Here is a 15,584-nt window from a genome sequence, read left to right on the forward strand (position 1 = left end):
ACGGCCCCCTTCGGTCTAGAACCGGGTCAGTACTCCTCGCCGAAGCGATTGGCAACCAGCGCCTCAAGCGCGTCGGCAAGTTTCGCCGCGTCATTGCCCGAGGTGCGGACGTCGATGGTTGTCCCCTTGGACGCGGCGAGCATCAGAAGGCCCATGATGGAATCGCCCGACACGTCCATGCCGTCGCGGCTGACCTCGGCGCTGGCGTCATGCGCCTCGACCACCTCGACGAATTTGGCCGAGGCGCGGGCGTGAAGCCCCTTCTCGTTCACGATCCTGAAGGTGCGGGTGATGGCGGTCATCTCGTTCATTGGGCGGCGTGTCCGGTGCCGATATAGCTGTTGATATACTTGCGCGCGGCGTCAAGCGCGTTGTCCGACGCCTCACCCACGCTCAGGTGGCGCGACTTGGCGAGTTTGATGAGCATCGGCAGGTTGGCGCCGTAAAGGATGCGCCGGTCCGAGGTGGAGCAGGCGCAAAGGCTGAGGTTCGAAGGGGAGCCGCCGAACATGTCGGTCACTACCACCACGCCTTCGCCTGTATCCACGGCATCGGCGGCGGCGCAGATCTCATGCTGCTTGGCGGCGCGGTCGTGATCTTCCTCGATGGCGATGGCGCGAATGCCTTCCTGACGGCCGACGACATGCTCGACCGCGGACAGGTATTCCCGCGCCAGACCACCATGTGCGACGATCACGATCCCGATCACGCCTTGTCACCCTGTGCCATATCGGCGGCCCCTGCCGCCTTCCGTTCCAATTCCCGGTGCCTCTTAGACACCTGCCAACCAGCCTCCGCAAGGTATATGGCGATCTTTTCCGCCACGGCAACGGAGCGGTGTTGCCCGCCGGTGCAGCCGAAACCGATCGCGAGGTGGCTTTTGCCTTCGACCACATGGGCCGGAAGGACGAATAGCAGAAGATCGCGCACCTGGTTCAGAAACGGTGCGTAGCGCGGATCACTTTCCAGATAGCGGGCGACGCGGTCCGACCGTCCATCCAGCGGGCGCAGTTCCGCGTTCCAGTGTGGATTGGTCAGGAAGCGGCAATCGAACATCATGTCGAGTCCGCGCGGAACCCCGCGCTTGTAGGAAAACGAATGGACCGAGACCGCCAGATGTGGCGTGCCGGAGGCGCCGAACCAGCGCCCGATCTCGGCCTTCAGGTCATGGGGCGACAGTTCGGATGTGTCGATCAGCGCCTCGGCCCGCGCCCGGATCGGGGCCAGGAGGTCGATCTCGGCTGCAATGCCAAGGGCGGGGCTGTCATCGGGGGCAAGCGGGTGGCGGCGGCGGGTTTCGTTGTAGCGCCGGACAAGGACTTCGGGCCGGCAATCGAGATAGAGGACCTCGGGCGCTATTTCGGGCAGGCGGGTCAGCCGGTCGATCAGTTCGATCAGCCCTGCGGCGGAGAAATCGCGGTTGCGCACGTCGATGCCAAGCGCGACGGGGCGCGACAGGGGCGGGCCGTCCAGCAGGCGGGGGATCAGGCTGAAGGGCAGGTTGTCGATGATCTCATAGCCCAGATCTTCAAGCGCGTGCAGCACGGTGGAGCGCCCGGCGCCCGAAGGGCCGGTCACCAGAAGAACGCGCTGTCCGCCTTGCCCCGTGTCAGTCATTCAGCGCGCCCCCCTTTCAGGTATTGCAGGATCGCGGCGGGGAAATGCGGGCCGGTGACGCCGTGCAGGACGGGCAGATCGACGCCGAGAAGCGTGGTGCTGCGCCGGGGGGGCAGACGCTCCCCCTCGATCTCGTCCAGATCGACGGCCATGACGACGCGCGCGGCGCTGACCGTCCTGGCCCGCAGGATGCCCACCCCGCGCGCCTCGATCCGGCCGCGGATGGAGGTGGGGGCGGCGGCGATCAGGACGCCTTCACGCGCGGCCAGGGCGGTGCGGTCGTCGCTGACCAGATCGCAGCCAAGCGCCATGAGGTGCAGGGCCAGGCCGGATTTCCCGGTGCCGGATGCGCCAAGGATCAGCACGCCGCGCCCGCGAAACGCCACGCAGCCCGCATGGATTATGCGGGGGCGCGGCACCGTCATGGTCACAGCGGCAGACCGACGACGAAGCGCGCGCCGAGCGGGGCGGAGGTCAGGTCGGCCTCAAGCGGGCGGATGTTTTCAGCCCAGATCACACCGCCATGCGCCTCGACGATCTGCTTGGAGATTGCAAGGCCAAGGCCCGAGTGTTCGCCGAACTGGCCTTCGGGGCGTTCGGAATAGAAGCGCTTGAAGATCTTCTGAAGCGCCTGGTCGGGGATGCCCGGCCCGGTATCCTCGACCACGACCAGCACGCGGTTTTCCCGCTTGCGCAGCCAGACCCGGACCGCGTCGCCGTCCTGGCAGAAGGAAATGGCGTTGGTGATGAGGTTGACGAAGACCTGCGCCAGCCGTCCTTCAAGGCCGGTGATGACGATCGGTTCCGCCGGAAGGTCGGAAATGAAATCGACCCCTTTCGATTTCGCATCCTCGCCCAGATAGGCGGTCAGGTTGCCCAGCATCTTGACGAGGTTGAAGCTTTCTTCCTCTTCCTTCACCAGCTCGCTGTCGAGCCGCGAGGCGTTGGAAATGTCGCTGACCAGACGGTCGAGGCGGCGGACGTCATGGTCGATGACATCAAGCAGCTTGTCGCGCTGTTCTTCCTTCTTGACCATCCGAAGCGAGCCGACGGCGGAACGCAGCGAGGCAAGCGGGTTCTTGATCTCATGCGCGACATCGGCGGCGAACTGTTCGTTGGCCTCGATCCGCTCGTAAAGGGCCGAAACCATGCCGCGCATGGCGCCGGACAGGCGCCCGATCTCATCCGGGCGGGCGGTCAGGTCGGGGATGCGGACCCGGTTCGGGGACATCTTGCGGGCGTTCTTGTCGCGCCCGAGTTCCGCCGCGGCGGCAAGGTCCGAAAGCGGGTTGGCGATGGTGGAGGCCAAGACCAGAGACAGGCCGATGGAAACGATGATCGCGATCACGAACATCTGCAACACCTGCTCACGCTCTACCCGGACAAGCTGGTCGATCTCTCCGGCGACCGAGGTCACGGCGGCGACGCCGACGACGGTGGTCCCCTGCCGGATCGGCGTCGCGACGGTAAAGATCGCCTCGCCCGTGGAATCGTGTCCGGTCCTGACCTGGGTCTGCCCGGCCAGCGCGCCGGCAACGAGGTCGCGCGCCATATCCTCGGTCGCGTGGAACGGATCGACGGTGCTTTCGGGGGCCAGAAGGCTTGCGATGCTTTCCCAGACCTTGGCAAGCATGTCGGTGATGAGGGTGGAGCGGCGGTCGCGTTGCAGGCCCAGAACCGTCTCCGGCTTCGGCCGGTCCATGCCGATGCTTGAGACGACAAGGCTTTCGGTCGGGTCGAAGATGAACAGTTCCGCCCCTTCGGGCAGTTCGATCCCCATCGCGGTGCGGATCGGGTCGATCCCGTCCGAGGTGGCAAGGTTCACCGGCCCCTCGGCGGGCAGCTGCGCCTCGAACACGTTGGCGATCAGCTGCGCCTCGGCCACAAGGCCGCTTTCGCGTTGCAAAACAAGGCTGTCGCGGAACGGGTTGAGGTAGAGCACGCCCGCGACAAGGACGATCATCGCCAGAAGGTTGAAGGTGATGATCTTGCGGGCCAGCGGCGAGCGGTTGAGAGAGATGAACCCCCGCTTTTCGCGCCCGGCCCGCAGTTCGGAATCGACAACGCCTTCGGCGGCCGTCCAGTCCTCACCGAGGACGACGTCCGCACGCCGGTTTCGCGATTTCTTGCCGCGCAAGTCGATTCCAGAGACCAAGGTCATTCTTCGTTATAACGATACCCGATACCATACAGCGTTTCGATTGCGGAGAAGTCGTCGTCAACCGTCCGCATCTTCTTGCGCAGACGTTTGATGTGGCTGTCAATGGTGCGGTCGTCAACATAGACCTGATCGTCATAGGCCACATCCATCAGCTGATCGCGGCTTTTCACGAAGCCGGGCCGCTGGGCCAGCGCCTGAAGCAGCAGGAATTCGGTGACGGTCAGCGCCACGTCCTTGCCCTTCCAGGTGACCGAGTGGCGCAGCGGGTCCATGGTCAGCGACCCGCGCGTCATGATCTTGGTTTCCTCGGTCGTCGCGACCTCGCCGGTGGCGATGGCCTCCTGACGACGCAGGAGAGAGCGGATGCGTTCGACCAGAAGCCGTTGCGAAAAGGGCTTTTTCACATAGTCGTCGGCGCCCATGCGCAGGCCCAGAACCTCGTCGATCTCATCGTCCTTGGAGGTCAGGAAGATGACCGGCATCGAGGTTTTCTGGCGCAGGCGCTGAAGCAGTTCCATGCCGTCCATGCGCGGCATCTTGATGTCCAGCACCGCCATGTCGGGCAGTTTCTTGTTGAAGGCGTCCAGCGCGGCCTGGCCGTCATTATAGGTCTCGACGTCGTATCCCTCGGCCTCAAGCGTCATGGAAACGGACGTAAGAATGTTCCTGTCGTCATCGACAAGCGCGATCTTTGCCATTTGATTTTCCCTATTCTGCTCTCATTGTTCAATTTTTCGGTGCATTGTCCATTCATCGCGCACTCTGCGCAACGGATAAGTCAAAATCATGGCGTTCTGTCGAATCACTGCGGCGGAAAAACCCCAAAATATGACAATTCCGCCTTACTTGAGGGCATCGTTGCTGAAATCCGCCAGTCCGGCGGGTGTGGTTGCGCTAAACGGGGCTTGATGGCGCTAACGAAAAAATCCGTTCTATTCCAATCGACTAGCCGCGTGATATAGGGGGCCTATCTTCCCGTATCGGGGGAAGTCTGCGGCCACCGGTGTGGACGCATGTGCATCAACGCCAAGACAGACCGGCTGCCGGCATCAGGAGCGAGCATATGACCAATGGACGGGTGAACCCTTCGCAAACGCTTGAGAAACAGGGGATCACGGGGCTTGGAAACGTCTATTACAACGACCTTGAGCCGGGGCTGATCGAAGCGGCGCTTCAGCGCGGCGAAGGCAAGCTGGGGATCGGCGGGGCCTTTCTGGTGTCCACCGGCGCCCATACGGGGCGTTCGCCCAAGGACAAGTTCGTGGTGCGCACCCCGTCGGTCGAGGACACGATCTGGTGGGACAACAACAAGCCGATGGCACCCGAGGCGTTCGACCGTCTCTATGCCGACATGCTGGCCCATATGCGGGGCAAGGACTATTTCGTTCAGGACCTCTATGGCGGCGCGGATGCGGAACACCGTCTGGATGTCCGGCTGGTGACGGAACTGGCCTGGCACGGGCTGTTCATCCGGCATCTCCTGCGCCGTCCGTCGCGTGAGGATCTGAACGATTTCATCCCCGAATTCACGATCATCAACTGCCCGTCCTTCAAGGCGGACCCGGAACGGCACGGCTGCCGGTCCGAAACCGTGATCGCGCTGAACTTTGAAAAGAAGCTGATCCTGATCGGCAACACCGCCTATGCCGGTGAGAACAAGAAATCGGTCTTCACGCTTCTCAACTACATCCTGCCCGGCAAGGGCGTGATGGCGATGCACTGTTCGGCCAACCACGCGATCGGCGATCCCGACGATGCCGCCGTCTTCTTCGGCCTTTCGGGTACCGGAAAGACCACGCTGTCCGCCGACCCGTCGCGCACGCTGATCGGCGACGATGAACACGGCTGGTCCGACAAGGGCATCTTCAACTTCGAGGGCGGCTGCTACGCCAAGACCATCAACCTTTCGGCCGAGGCGGAGCCGGAGATTTACGCGACCTGCTCGAAGTTCGGCACCGTGATCGAGAACATGGTCTTCGACCCCGAGACGCTGGAACTGGATTTCGAGGACAACTCCATCACCGACAACATGCGGTGCGCCTATCCGCTCAACTATATCTCCAACGCGTCGGAGACCTCGCTGGGCGGGCAGCCCAAGAACGTCATCATGCTGACCTGCGATGCCTATGGCGTGCTGCCGCCGATCGCGCGGCTGACCCCGGCGCAGGCGATGTACCACTTCCTGTCGGGCTTCACCTCGAAGACGCCGGGGACCGAAGTCGGGGTGACCGAGCCTCTGCCGACCTTCTCTACCTGCTTCGGCGCGCCCTTCATGCCGCGCCGGCCGGAGGTTTACGGCAAGCTCTTGCAAGAGAAGATCAAGGCGACGGGCGCGACCTGCTGGCTGGTCAATACCGGCTGGACCGGCGGCGCCTATGGCACCGGAAAGCGGATGCCGATCCGGGCGACCCGCGCGCTTCTGCACGCGGCGCTCGACGGATCGCTGAACAAGGTGCAGTTCCGCAAGGACCCGAATTTCGGCTTCGACGTGCCGGTCAGCGTGCCGGGTGTCGATGACCAGCTTCTCGACCCGCGCCAGACCTGGGCCGACGGCGGCGCCTATGACGCGCAGGCGAAGAAACTGGTGGAGATGTTCAGCGATAATTTCGCGCAATACGTCCCCTATATCGACGCCGACGTGAAGGCCGCCGCCATCGGCTGAGGCGGGGCGCACCGAAACGGAACGGAACGGGCCGTCCTTCGGGGCGGCCTTTTTCTTGGGCGTAGGGCAGGGGGCGCGCAGCGGCGGGCCACGGTCCGGCGATCCGGCGTTCCTGCATCACGCTTTATGCCAGCCAAGCCAGTCCGACATGGATGTCGCGCGGGACATCAGCCAATCGCCGGGCCTGGGGGTGGCCCGGCGATGCGCGGCGGCGCAAGCGCCGCTGTCTCGCGCGGGGTGCAGGTGTCGAAAAGCAGAAACTGCCCCATACGAAAAGGCCCGCCAGAGCGGCGGGCCTTCCCTCGTTCAATCGACCTGTCGGGGTGATCAAAGCTTGTCGGTCAGTTCCGGGACGACGGTGAAGAGGTCACCCACCAGGCCGTAATCGGCGACCTGGAAGATCGGCGCCTCTTCGTCCTTGTTGATGGCGACGATGACCTTGCTGTCCTTCATGCCCGCAAGGTGCTGGATCGCGCCCGAGATGCCGACCGCGACGTAAAGGTCCGGCGCCACGACCTTGCCGGTCTGGCCGACCTGCCAGTCGTTCGGGGCGAAGCCCGAGTCGACCGCCGCGCGCGACGCGCCCACCGCCGCGCCGAGCTTGTCGGCGAGCTTCTCGATCAGCGCGAAGTTCTCCTCGCTGCCGACGCCACGGCCGCCCGAGACCACGATCTTGGCCGAGGTCAGTTCCGGCCGGTCCGAGGCCGCGACCTTGTCCTCGACCCATTCCGACAGGCCGGGATTCGCCGCCGCCGACACCGTTTCGACCGGCGCGGAGCCACCGGCGCCCGCAGGCTCGAAGGTCGAGGTGCGGATCGACACGACCTTGACCGTGTCGCCCGATTTCACCGTCTGGATCGCGTTGCCGGCATAGATCGGGCGTTCGAACGTGTCGGCATCGACGACGCCCGAGACGTCCGAGATCACCATCACGTCGAGAAGCGCCGCCACGCGCGGCAGCACGTTCTTGGCGTCCGTCGTGGCCGGCGCGACGATATGGCTGTAATCGCCCGCGAGCGAGACGATCAGCGCCGCCGTCGGTTCGGCCAGGCGGTGCCCCAGCGAGGCATCCTCGGCCACCAGAACCTTCTTCACGCCGTCAAGCTTCGCCGCTTCCGCCGCAGCCTCCGCGGCCTTGGCCCCGGCGCACAGCACCGTCACCTCGCCCAGCATCTTCGCCGCCGTCAGCGCCTTGGCCGTCGCATCGACCGAAAGCTGACCGTCGGTCACTTCTCCAAGCAGAAGAACAGCCATCAGATCACCCCCGCTTCGTCTTTGAGTTTCGCGATCAGCTCATCGACAGAGCCGACCTTGATCCCGGCCTTGCGGCCCTCGGGCTCGGCCGTCTTCACCACCGTCAGCCGCGGCGTGACATCGACGCCGTAATCGGCGGCGGTCTTTTCCTCCAGCGGCTTCTTCTTCGCCTTCATGATGTTGGGAAGCGAGGCATAGCGCGGCTCGTTCAGGCGCAGGTCCACCGTCACGATGGCGGGCATCTTCACCTTGATCGTCTGCAAGCCGCCATCGACCTCGCGCGTCACCGTGGCGCTGTCGCCGTCGATGGAAAGCTCGGAAATGAACGTCGCCTGCGACCAGCCCAGAAGCGCGGCCAGCATCTGGCCCGTCGCGTTCATGTCATTGTCGATCGCCTGCTTGCCGCAGAGGACCAGCCCCGGCTGCTCCGCATCGACAACGGCCTTCAGCAGCTTCGCCACCGCCAGCGGCTCGATATCCGTATGCACGTCCGAGGCCGCCTCGATCAGGATCGCCCGGTCGGCGCCCATGGCCAGAGCGGTCCGCAAGGTCTCCTGCGCCTGCTTCACGCCGATCGAGACCACCACGATCTCCTCGACCGCGCCCTTCTCCTTCAAACGGATCGCCTCTTCCACGGCAATCTCGTCGAACGGGTTCATCGACATCTTCACGTTGGCAAGATCGACACCGCTCCCGTCCGCCTTCACGCGAACCTTCACGTTGTAGTCGATCACTCGTTTGACAGGCACAAGGACCTTCATCGGTGGCATATCTCCCTTGAACAATGGCCGCCCCTTACGGAACGGCAAGACGAGCTCTCGCCCGCCGTGTTAACGGCTTCGCTTCGCAGGTGACAGCGAAAAATCGACATTGGAACGTCGCTGGACGCCACGTTTTTGACTGTTAGCGACAGACAGGAACGCAAAATTTCCTAGCGGTTCGCGCCCGGCACCCAGAGGACATCGCCCTGCCCGTCGTCATTGGCGGCGCGGGCGGCGACAAAGCACCAGTCGGACAGGCGGTTGAGGTAGCGGATCGCGGTGGCGTTGACCTCATCCACCGTCGCCAGTTCCACCGCCAGACGTTCGGCGCGGCGCGCCACGGTCCGGCATTGGTGCAGATGCGCGGCAAGGGCGCTGCCGCCGGGCAGGACGAAGCTGCGCAAGGGCGCAAGGCCCGCGTTCATCGCGTCGATTTCCCCCTCAAGCCGTTCGACCTGCGCCGGGACCATGCGCAGCACCGGGTGGCCCGCCTCATCGTCGCGCGACATGTCGGGGCGGCAGAGATCGGCGCCAAGGTCGAACAGATCGTTCTGAATCCGCGCCAGCGCCAGATCGGTCTCGCCCGCCGCATGCAGCCGCGCAAGGCCGATGACGGCGTTGGTTTCGTCCACCGTCCCATAGGCCTGAACCCGCAGGCTGTGCTTGGCGACCCGTGCGCCATTGCCAAGCGCGGTTTCGCCGCCGTCGCCGGTTTTCGTGTAGATCTTGTTCAGGACGACCATGGTCAGCCTCCACGCCGGAAGAAGACAAAGAGCAGGATCAGCGCGACCGCGATGGCCTGGGCGATGATGCGGTAGCGCATGAGGCGGTTGGAGTGCTTGCGGTTGAACTCCCCCCCCTTGGCAAAGCCGCCGACCCCGATCATCAGGATGACCAGCACCGTCAGGCAGGCGATGGCGACGATTATGAATAGCGGGTCCCTTGTCATCATGGCTCTCCCGGTTCGCGCGTGGCGCCCTGTCTAGCCTGCCCGGCGCGCCAAGGCCAGCGCGGCCTGATGCGCTATCCGCGACGGATCAGCGCGTCGAGCGCGCTTGTCGGCAGGATGCGGCGGGCGATGTTCATCAGATAGGTCGGCGTGGTGACGAAGTAGCGTGGCGCGGGGCGGTCGGCCTCAAGCGCGCGGATCAGCTTGGCCGTGACCGCCGAGGCGGGCAGTTCGAAGCGGTCCGGCCCGCGTTTTTCGTAAAGCCGCTTGAGGAGGGTGGATTCGTATTGCGCCCGGCGCGGGCTCTCCTGCCAGTTCACCCAGCGTTCGAAATGCGGGATGGAATTGACGCGGATCTTCGAGGTGATCGGCCCCGGCTCGATCAGGATGACCTTTATGGCCGTATCGGCCATTTCCAGCCTGAGAACGTCGGTCAGGCCTTCCAGCGCGAATTTGGTCGCCACATAGGCGCCGCGCCAGTGCAGCGGGACAAGGCCGAGGACGGAGGAGCAGTTGACGATCCGCCCATGGCCCTGCGCCCGCATGACCGGGATCACCAGCCGGGTCAGTTCGTGGTAGCCAAAGAGGTTGGTTTCGAAAATCTCGCGCAGGGCATCGGTCGGCAGGTCCTCCACCGCGCCGGGGCAGCCGAAGGCGCCGTTGTTGAACAGAGCGTCCAGCGTGCCGCCGGTGCGCGACAGCGCCTCATCCAGCGCGGTGCGGATGCTGGCGGCATCGGTATAGTCAAGGGCGAAGCTTTCCAGGCCCTCGTCGCGCAGGCGGGCGCAGTCGGCCTCGGCCCGGCAGGTGGCAAAGACACGCCAGCCCGCGCGGGCAAGCCCGTGGGCGGCGTCATGGCCGATGCCGGAGGAACAGCCGGTGATGAGGATGGAGCGCGTCATGCCGTCCGTTTGCCGTATCCGCGCCGCGCGGGCAAGGCGGTTGCGGGCGGTTGGGGGGCTGTTGCGCGCAGGTGGGGTGGGCTGAGGTGGCCTGAGCGAGCGTCCCGGACCTGATCCGGGACCTCCGCCCCCGACCGCCGAGGTCCCGGATCAAGTCCGGGACGGGGCAGGATCGGGCCTCGCCGTCCGCGCTTTGTCGCCCCGGAGGCTCCATTATCCCCTATCGCCCGGAACAAGGCGCGCGATCGCGTGCCGCCGGGCAGCGCCCGACCGCCCCGGAGGGCGGGCGCTTTCGTGACGTTGCGGGGGCCACAAGCGTTTGGCGGGGCCGCGCGATAAACTGCCGGACAGAGCCGCTCCTGCGCCCACCCGCGGTCGTCCGCCGCCTGGCGCGTAGGGAAGGGGAGACCGCGTCCCGGACCCGATCCGGGACCTCCGCCCCTGACCGCCGGGGTCCGGGGCGGGGTGGAACCCTTCGGCCGCCTGCTCCGCGGTACTAACCGCCGAAGCGGTCGACGACGCGCATCACGGCGTCGGGGATGTTCTGCGCGGTGAAGCCCATCGGGTTCATCGCCGCCCCGGCAAGGATCATCGCGCAGCCGAGGCCGCCCATGATCACCGCGCCGCCGATCGATTGGTCGGCCGCGAAGGTGGACAGCAGGCGGATCAGGCCGATCGCCACGCAAGCCAGGCCGAAGACGATGAGCAGATCGCTGGTCACGCGGTCCTCCGTGCTTTGGGATGCAGGATCGCAGTCTAGGGCCGGGCCGGGGTTTCGATCAAGACGGCCAAAGACGATGCGCAAAGGCAACGCCACGCGCGATGTCCCGCCGATCGCGGGGCGGCGGGCTTGAATTCGCCACAAAGGCCGCGTATCTCGCGCCGCATCGCAGATCACAATCCGAAAGCGGGTACGTTCCTATGGCCAATCCCTTGCAATTCCTTCAGCAGGTCCGTTCCGAGACGGCGAAGGTGGTCTGGCCGACCCGGCGCGAAGTGCTGCTGACGACCGTGATGGTCTTCATCATGGCGGCGCTGACCTCGGTCTTCTTCTTCCTCGTCGATCTGGTGATCCGCAGCGGCCTTCAGGCGGTTCTGGGCTGATCCGCCGGGCGGGCGATCAGCCTTGAAATCGCGGGGAAAGCTTTGTATGCGGGGCGAAATTTCCCGACACCGGCGCGCAACGATTCGGTATGCGCGCTGTTTTTTGTTCGGGTGAGCGTGGGGAAACCCACTGAATTTACGGAATAAAACGGCGGTCCGCCGCCGGACGAGCGAGGTCGAAGGCAGATGGCGAAGCGGTGGTATTCGGTGAGCGTTCTTTCGAACTTCGAGAAGAAGGTCGCCGAGCAGATCAGGGCTGCCGTGGTCGAGAAGGGCCTTGAGGAAGAGATCGACGAGGTTCTGGTCCCGACCGAGGAAGTGCTGGAAATCCGGCGCGGCAAGAAGGTCACCTCTGAACGTCGCTTCATGCCGGGTTATGTGCTGGTGCGGATGGACATGACCGACCGGGGCTATCACCTCATCACCTCGATCAACCGGGTGACCGGGTTCCTCGGCCCGCAGGGCAAGCCGATGCCGATGCGGGACGATGAGGTCAACCAGATCCTTAACCGCGTCGAAGAAGGGGAGGCCGCGCCGCGCAGCCTTATCAGCTTCGAGGTGGGCGAGCAGGTGAAGGTGACCGACGGGCCGTTCGACGGCTTCTCGGGCATGGTCGAGGAAGTCGATGAACATGCAAGCCGCCTGAAGGTGACGGTGTCGATCTTCGGCCGGCCGACGCCGGTCGAGCTGGAATTCACGCAGGTGCAGAAAGTCGCCTGACGTGTGAGCCGTGGGAGGCCGCGCCTGTGGGCGGGCCGGACCACTAAACTGCACCTTTCGGGGTGCCAGTGACAAAGGAGAGGCCACATGGCCAAGAAAGTCGTCGGGCAGCTCAAGCTGCAAATCAAGGCGGGGCAAGCCAACCCGTCGCCCCCCGTCGGTCCCGCGCTGGGCCAGCGGGGCATCAACATCATGGAATTCTGCAAGGCCTTCAACGCGAAGACGCAGGAGATGGAGCAGGGGGCGCCGATCCCCGTTGTCATCACCTACTACGCCGACAAGTCCTTCAGCTTCGAGACCAAGACCTCCCCGGCCTCGTTCTACCTCAAGAAGGCCGCTGGCCTGAAGCCGGTGGGCAAGCGCAACCGTCCGCGCGGGTCGGAAAAGCCGGGCCGCGACGTGGCCGGTTATGTGACCGTGGCGCAGGTGCGCGAGATCGCCGAAGCCAAGATGAAGGACCTGTCCGCCAACGACGTCGAAGCCGCGATGCAGATCATCCTCGGCTCGGCCCGTTCGATCGGTATCGAGGTGAAGGGGTAAATCATGGCCAAGCTCGGTAAACGTAGCACGGCGGCCCGCGCCGCCTTCGAAGGCAAGTCGAACCTTTCGGTCGAGGATGCCGTCAAGCTGATCAAGGGCGCCGCGTCGGCCAAGTTCGACGAGACGCTGGAGATCGCGATGAACCTCGGCGTCGACCCGCGCCACGCCGACCAGATGGTCCGTGGCGTTGTCACGCTGCCGAACGGCACCGGCAAGACGGTGCGCGTGGCGGTCTTCGCCCGTGGCGCCAAGGCCGATGAGGCCACGGCGGCCGGGGCCGACATCGTTGGCGCCGAAGACCTGATGGAGACGATCCAGTCCGGCAAGATCGAGTTCGACCGTTGCATCGCGACGCCGGACATGATGCCGCTGGTCGGCCGTCTGGGCAAGATCCTCGGCCCGCGCAACCTGATGCCGAACCCGAAGGTCGGCACCGTGACGATGGATGTGAAAGCCGCCGTCGAGGCCGCCAAGGGCGGTGAGGTCCAGTTCAAGGTCGAGAAGGCCGGTGTGATCCATGCCGGTGTCGGCAAGGTCTCGTTCGACGAGGGCAAGCTGGCCGAGAACGTCCGCGCCTTCGTGGACGCCGTGTCGCGCGCGAAGCCCGCGGGCGCCAAGGGGGCCTATCTCAAAAAGGTCTCTCTGTCCTCGACCATGGGTCCGGGCGTCAGTGTCGATCTCGTCTCGGCCTCGGGCAACGCCTGATCGGGCGAAAGCCGATGAAACAAGGGGAAGGCGGGTCTGCAAGGCCCGCCTTTTTCTATTGCGCGGGGGTAACAGTCAGGGCGAATTCCCGCCGCGGCCTGCTGGCGGGGGTGGCCTTTGCGGGCAGATTGCCGCACCATGGGGCCAAACAGTCATCGAGAGCAGGCAGCAGCATAATGAAAACCACCACCTCCACTTTTGCATTCCTGGCGGGGCTGATGGTCCTGTCCGTCCCCGTGACCGCCGTGGCGGGTGGCTTGTCCGATCCGGCGCCGACGCCGGTGATCGCCGCCGCGCGGGCCGAACCGGGCCGCGCTTTCCCGGCGATCTTCGGTGCGAACTCGGCCATTCCGGCGCCGGGCGGCACCGCCTATGGCGCGCTGACCTATACCAACCCGCGCCGCGGCGTGTCCGGTCAGGGCGGCGACGGCGATCTGGCGCTGGGCTATGTCTTCGGCAACCCGGTGACGGGGCTGAGCGTGACGACCGGCGTCAACATCACCTCGCTTGAGGATTTCGGCGAAGATGGTGCCTTTGACCTCTCCATCGCGCGGATGCTGCGGGCCAGCGGCAATTCGGCCACCTTCATCGGCGCCTCGGCGGGCAATATCTTTGCCTGGGGCGATGCGAAGCTGGATGACGAGAAGTATTCCGCCTATGTCTCCCACCTTGTCGGGTTCCAGACGGCGGGCGGCGAGGTGCCGGTGCAGTTCACGCTGGGCTATGGCGACAACACCACCCGCAAGGATGATGGCTCTGGCCTGATGAAAGAGGGTGTCTTTGCCGGTGTCGGCGTCGGGTTGAATGAGGTTCTTTCGGCCTCCATCTCGGCCACGACGACGCAGGCGAATATCGGCTTCACCATGGTCGTGCCGCAGGTGCCGGGCCTTGGCGTGTCGCTGGGCATGTATGACGTCACCGACAACACCGACCGGCGCCAGGGCGCGCTGTCCGTCGGCTTCAGTTTTTAATCCGGGGGCGGAAAGGGAACTACGATGAAAAAGATCACCACGCTTCTCTGCGGCATCGCCATGGCGGCCGCTCTGTCCACCCCGGTACACGCGGGCGGCCAATCGACGACGGGGTCGTCGGCGACCCCCAACCCCGCTGCAATTGTCGGCGTGTACTACGAAAGGGTCTCGGGCATGAGGTTGGAGGTTCGGGCCGACGGTCAGGGCGATCTTTACGGCAGATCCGGCCAGCGTATTGGATCAGGCGCTTTAGATAGCTCATACATTGCAGGTATTATCGGGATGTTCGAGAAAGGCTAGCAAGACCTGCGCGATCTTTGGGCGGCAGTCGTTATGCCGCCCCTTCTGTGTTCTGGCTAAAATGCGCACAGGAATCGACAAGTTCGGCAGCCTGCACCGACCTTCGCCAATCATGGAGCGCGGTTTTAACGGAACGCCCTTGGCAACCCCTTATTAAGCCGCTAACACCACACGGCGCAGAAGCGTGCGATTCGTCGCACGCTTCTTCGTTTTCGTCCGAGACGGCGGGTTGGGGTGCAAATCCCGGTAATTCCTGCCCGAGGCGGGATCAGACATTCTTCCCAACGCTCGTACCGTCGAGCGCCGGGCGGTGCTGGTTCCGTAAATGCGGACCAAGAGCCGCCGGAGCGATCCGGTAACTTGAGCCGGGGGGAAACCCCCATACTTGGAGCGAAACTGTGGATAGAGCCCAGAAAGAGAAAGTGGTCGAGGAACTCGGCCAGATCTTCGAAAGCTCTGGCGTCGTGGTGGTGGCCCACTACGAAGGCATGACAGTTGCTCAGATGCAGGACCTTCGCGCTTCGATGCGTGAAGCGGGTGGGTCCGTCCGCGTCGCCAAGAACAGGCTCGCCAAGATCGCCCTTGAGGGGAAGCCTTGCGAAAGCATCGCAGCACTCCTCACGGGCATGACCGTGCTGGCTTATTCCGAAGACCCCGTCGCTGCGGCGAAGGTCACGGAAAAGTACGCCAAGGGGAACGAGAAATTCGTGATCCTCGGCGGTGCCATGGGCAGCACGGCACTTGACGCCGCCGGTGTGAAAGCCGTCGCCGCGATGCCGTCCCGTGAGGAGCTTATCGCTTCCATTGCGGGCTGCATCGGTGCGCCTGCTTCCAACATCGCCGGTGCCATTGGCGCACCTGCTTCGAACATCGCGGGCATCCTTTCGACCTTGGAAGAGCGGGAAGCCGCGTGAGCAACCATTCGTGTCCTCGCAAAG

20 protein-coding genes are annotated in these 15,584 nt (G+C 64.6%); 8 read left to right on the forward strand and 12 right to left on the reverse strand.

Annotated elements, in window-relative coordinates; genetic code table 11:
• Window positions 1-26 precede the first annotated feature (26 nt).
• Genes LX70_RS17685 through LX70_RS17710 form a run of 6 tightly spaced genes read right to left on the reverse strand, consistent with a single transcriptional unit; the run spans window position 27 to window position 4,476 of the window.
• Window positions 27-302 (reverse strand): HPr family phosphocarrier protein, encoded by a 276-nt coding sequence (locus LX70_RS17685; RefSeq protein ID WP_105516153.1) that lies wholly within the window; start codon window positions 300-302, stop codon window positions 27-29.
• Between the two features lie 5 nt (window positions 303-307).
• A complete protein-coding gene (locus LX70_RS17690; protein WP_105516111.1) occupies window positions 308-709 on the reverse strand; it encodes a PTS sugar transporter subunit IIA in 402 nt (133 codons plus the stop codon).
• Window positions 706-1,617, reverse strand: coding sequence for an RNase adapter RapZ (rapZ, locus tag LX70_RS17695; RefSeq protein WP_105516112.1), 912 nt, complete (start codon window positions 1,615-1,617; stop codon window positions 706-708). Before rapZ ends, LX70_RS17690 begins: the two co-directional genes overlap by 4 nt.
• On the reverse strand, window positions 1,614-2,042 hold the full coding sequence (locus tag LX70_RS17700) for an HPr kinase/phosphorylase (protein WP_105516113.1): 429 nt from the start codon (window positions 2,040-2,042) through the stop codon (window positions 1,614-1,616). Before LX70_RS17700 ends, rapZ begins: the two co-directional genes overlap by 4 nt.
• Before the next feature lie 2 nt (window positions 2,043-2,044).
• On the reverse strand, window positions 2,045-3,778 hold the full coding sequence (locus LX70_RS17705; RefSeq protein WP_105516114.1) for a sensor histidine kinase: 1,734 nt from the start codon (window positions 3,776-3,778) through the stop codon (window positions 2,045-2,047).
• Window positions 3,775-4,476, reverse strand: a complete 702-nt coding sequence (locus LX70_RS17710) for a response regulator transcription factor (protein ID WP_105516115.1) — start codon at window positions 4,474-4,476, stop codon at window positions 3,775-3,777. Before LX70_RS17710 ends, LX70_RS17705 begins: the two co-directional genes overlap by 4 nt.
• A gap of 365 nt (window positions 4,477-4,841) precedes the next feature.
• Between LX70_RS17710 and LX70_RS17715 the strand changes: the two genes are divergently transcribed.
• A complete protein-coding gene (locus LX70_RS17715; RefSeq protein ID WP_105516116.1) occupies window positions 4,842-6,440 on the forward strand; it encodes a phosphoenolpyruvate carboxykinase in 1,599 nt (532 codons plus the stop codon).
• Between the two features lie 327 nt (window positions 6,441-6,767).
• Here LX70_RS17715 and LX70_RS17720 read toward each other — a convergent pair whose 3' ends face one another.
• From LX70_RS17720 to LX70_RS17745, 6 genes are all read right to left on the reverse strand, one after another.
• Window positions 6,768-7,694 carry an electron transfer flavoprotein subunit alpha/FixB family protein gene (locus LX70_RS17720; protein WP_105516117.1) on the reverse strand — a complete coding sequence of 309 codons (927 nt, stop codon included), beginning with the start codon at window positions 7,692-7,694 and terminating at the stop codon, window positions 6,768-6,770.
• A complete protein-coding gene (locus LX70_RS17725; protein WP_105516118.1) occupies window positions 7,694-8,455 on the reverse strand; it encodes an electron transfer flavoprotein subunit beta/FixA family protein in 762 nt (253 codons plus the stop codon). The genes LX70_RS17720 and LX70_RS17725 overlap by 1 nt, the downstream gene beginning before the upstream one ends.
• A gap of 170 nt (window positions 8,456-8,625) precedes the next feature.
• A complete protein-coding gene (locus LX70_RS17730) occupies window positions 8,626-9,198 on the reverse strand; it encodes a cob(I)yrinic acid a,c-diamide adenosyltransferase (RefSeq protein ID WP_105516119.1) in 573 nt (190 codons plus the stop codon).
• Between the two features lie 2 nt (window positions 9,199-9,200).
• The gene (locus LX70_RS17735) at window positions 9,201-9,404 is read right to left on the reverse strand and encodes a twin transmembrane helix small protein (protein ID WP_105516154.1); all 204 of its coding nucleotides are present in this window, start codon (window positions 9,402-9,404) and stop codon (window positions 9,201-9,203) included.
• A 74-nt stretch (window positions 9,405-9,478) separates the two neighbouring features.
• Window positions 9,479-10,306 carry an SDR family NAD(P)-dependent oxidoreductase gene (locus LX70_RS17740; RefSeq protein ID WP_105516120.1) on the reverse strand — a complete coding sequence of 276 codons (828 nt, stop codon included), beginning with the start codon at window positions 10,304-10,306 and terminating at the stop codon, window positions 9,479-9,481.
• Window positions 10,307-10,802: 496 nt separating this feature from the next.
• Entirely contained in the window at window positions 10,803-11,027 is a 225-nt protein-coding gene (locus tag LX70_RS17745) for a hypothetical protein (protein WP_105516121.1), read from the reverse strand.
• 200 nt (window positions 11,028-11,227) lie between these two features.
• Here LX70_RS17745 and secE point away from each other — a divergent pair, with 200 nt between their 5' ends.
• From secE to rplJ, 7 genes are all read left to right on the forward strand, one after another.
• Entirely contained in the window at window positions 11,228-11,410 is a 183-nt protein-coding gene (gene secE, locus LX70_RS17750) for a preprotein translocase subunit SecE (protein ID WP_105516122.1), read from the forward strand.
• Window positions 11,411-11,596: 186 nt separating this feature from the next.
• Window positions 11,597-12,130: a transcription termination/antitermination protein NusG gene (nusG, locus tag LX70_RS17755; protein WP_105516123.1), complete on the forward strand. Its 534-nt coding sequence runs from the start codon at window positions 11,597-11,599 to the stop codon at window positions 12,128-12,130.
• A gap of 87 nt (window positions 12,131-12,217) precedes the next feature.
• Window positions 12,218-12,670 carry a 50S ribosomal protein L11 gene (gene rplK, locus LX70_RS17760; RefSeq protein WP_105516124.1) on the forward strand — a complete coding sequence of 151 codons (453 nt, stop codon included), beginning with the start codon at window positions 12,218-12,220 and terminating at the stop codon, window positions 12,668-12,670.
• A 3-nt stretch (window positions 12,671-12,673) separates the two neighbouring features.
• Window positions 12,674-13,375 carry a 50S ribosomal protein L1 gene (rplA, locus tag LX70_RS17765; protein ID WP_105516125.1) on the forward strand — a complete coding sequence of 234 codons (702 nt, stop codon included), beginning with the start codon at window positions 12,674-12,676 and terminating at the stop codon, window positions 13,373-13,375.
• A gap of 176 nt (window positions 13,376-13,551) precedes the next feature.
• Window positions 13,552-14,346, forward strand: coding sequence for a hypothetical protein (locus LX70_RS17770; protein ID WP_105516126.1), 795 nt, complete (start codon window positions 13,552-13,554; stop codon window positions 14,344-14,346).
• A gap of 24 nt (window positions 14,347-14,370) precedes the next feature.
• Window positions 14,371-14,646, forward strand: a complete 276-nt coding sequence (locus LX70_RS17775; RefSeq protein WP_105516127.1) for a hypothetical protein — start codon at window positions 14,371-14,373, stop codon at window positions 14,644-14,646.
• A gap of 398 nt (window positions 14,647-15,044) precedes the next feature.
• Window positions 15,045-15,560, forward strand: a complete 516-nt coding sequence (gene rplJ, locus LX70_RS17780; RefSeq protein ID WP_105516128.1) for a 50S ribosomal protein L10 — start codon at window positions 15,045-15,047, stop codon at window positions 15,558-15,560.
• Window positions 15,561-15,584 lie beyond the last annotated feature (24 nt).

It is taken from the genome of Albidovulum denitrificans, from assembly GCF_002973535.1.
Taxonomy (GTDB): Bacteria; Pseudomonadota; Alphaproteobacteria; order Rhodobacterales; family Rhodobacteraceae; genus Albidovulum; species Albidovulum denitrificans.